1 protein-coding gene is annotated in these 1,563 nt (G+C 67.2%); it reads left to right on the top strand.

Going from position 1 to position 1,563, the window contains the following annotated elements; genetic code table 11:
* Positions 1 to 4 precede the first annotated feature (4 nt).
* Positions 5 to 1,563 (top strand): MFS transporter (locus H5J30_RS32340; protein WP_181791204.1); only part of this gene is annotated, 1,559 nt, incomplete at its 3' end.

The following is a 1,563-nucleotide window of genomic DNA, read 5'->3' as shown; positions in this document are numbered from 1 at the left end:
ATCCATGAGTTCGAGTTCTGTGCAGGCGGAGTCTGGTGACGGGGATGGCGGGGGTGTGTTGGATGCGCGTCGTCTGCGTGTGATCCTGGTCGCTGTCTCGATGGCGTTGATGGCTGTGATTGCGTCTGTGTCCGGGTTGAATGTGGCTCAGACGGAGATGGCGGTCGATTTCGAGACGTCGCAGAGCACCGTTTTGTGGATCATCAACATCTACACGCTGGCGTTGGCTGCGTTGTTGTTGCCGCTGGGTGCGATCGGGGACCGGGTGGGGCGTAAGCCCATGCTGGTCGGTTCGCTGCTGGTCTTCGGTGTGTCGAATGTGGTGGCGGCCGTTGCTCCGAGTGCCGAGGTGATGATCGGTGCGCGGGTGGCCAGTGGTGTGGGTGCGGCGACGATCATGCCTATCACGCTGGCTGTGATCACCTCGACCTTTCCCGAGGAGCGGCGGGGGAAGGCGATCGGTGTGTGGACGGGTGTCGCCGGCGGTGGCGGCATCCTGGGTATGTTCCTGTCCGCGTTCCTCGTCGATGTCGCGGACTGGCGCTGGCTGTTCGCGCTGCCGATCGCTTTGGTCGTCGGTGCTCTGGCGCTGACGCTGAAGTCGGTGCCCAACTCCCACGAGCGGTCCGGGCACGGCTTCGACACCGTCGGTGCCCTGATCTCCGTCGTGTCGGTGGCGGCGTTGATCTTCTGTCTCCAGGAGGGGCCGGATCGCGGCTGGACCTCGGGTCTGACCCTGGCCAGCCTGGTCGTGGGGCTGGTCGTCGGGGCCGTCTTCGTGGTCTGGGAGCTGCGCCGCCGGGATGCCTCGCTGCTGGATGTGCGGCTGTTCCGGGAGCGCGGCCTGGGCGGCGGGTCGATCACGCTGGTGGTGGTCTTCGGTGTCCAGTCCGGTATTTTCGTGGTCCTCTTCCCGTTCCTGCAGGCCGTGCTCGACTGGTCGGCGCTGCTGTCCGCGGCGTCGCTCATGCCCATGGCCGTCACGATGATGATGGCCTCGGGCCTGGCTCCCAGGCTGTCCGTGCAGGCCGGGCCCCGCGCGACGATGTCCGCGGGTATCGCGCTGACCGGCGCCGGCCTGGCGCTGATCGCCCTGTTCGTCTCCGTCGAGAACGGCTACCTGTCGATCCTGCCGGGCATCGTCGTCATGGGCTTCGGCATGGGCCTGGCCATGGTGCCCTCCACCGAGGCGATCACCCTGGCCCTGCCCCGGGAGAAGCAGGGCGTCGCCTCCGCCCTCAACGACGTCACCCGGGAGTTCGGCACCGCCCTGGGCATCGCCATGCTCGGCGCGATCCTGTCGGCCGGCTACAGCAACGCCATCGACGACAAACTGGACGGCATCCCCGAACAAGCCGCAGACCCCGCCCGCGAAGGCATCGCCACCGCCCTGGAAGCCTCACCCCACGCAGGCACCAGCGCCGACGACCTCGTCGACATCGCCCGCCAGTCCTACATCGACGGCTGGCAACAAGCCCTCTGGGCAGGCACCGCCGTCATGGCCGCACTCCTCATCTACATCATCCTGCGCGGCCCCAACAAACCCACCCCCACACCCACAGA

Origin of the sequence: Streptomyces phytophilus, assembly GCF_013870535.1 — a bacterium.
In the GTDB taxonomy this organism is placed as follows: domain Bacteria; phylum Actinomycetota; class Actinomycetes; order Streptomycetales; family Streptomycetaceae; genus Streptomyces; species Streptomyces phytophilus.
The sequence above is the reverse complement of the archived record's forward strand: the minus strand, read 5'-3'. Positions and strand labels throughout refer to the sequence as shown.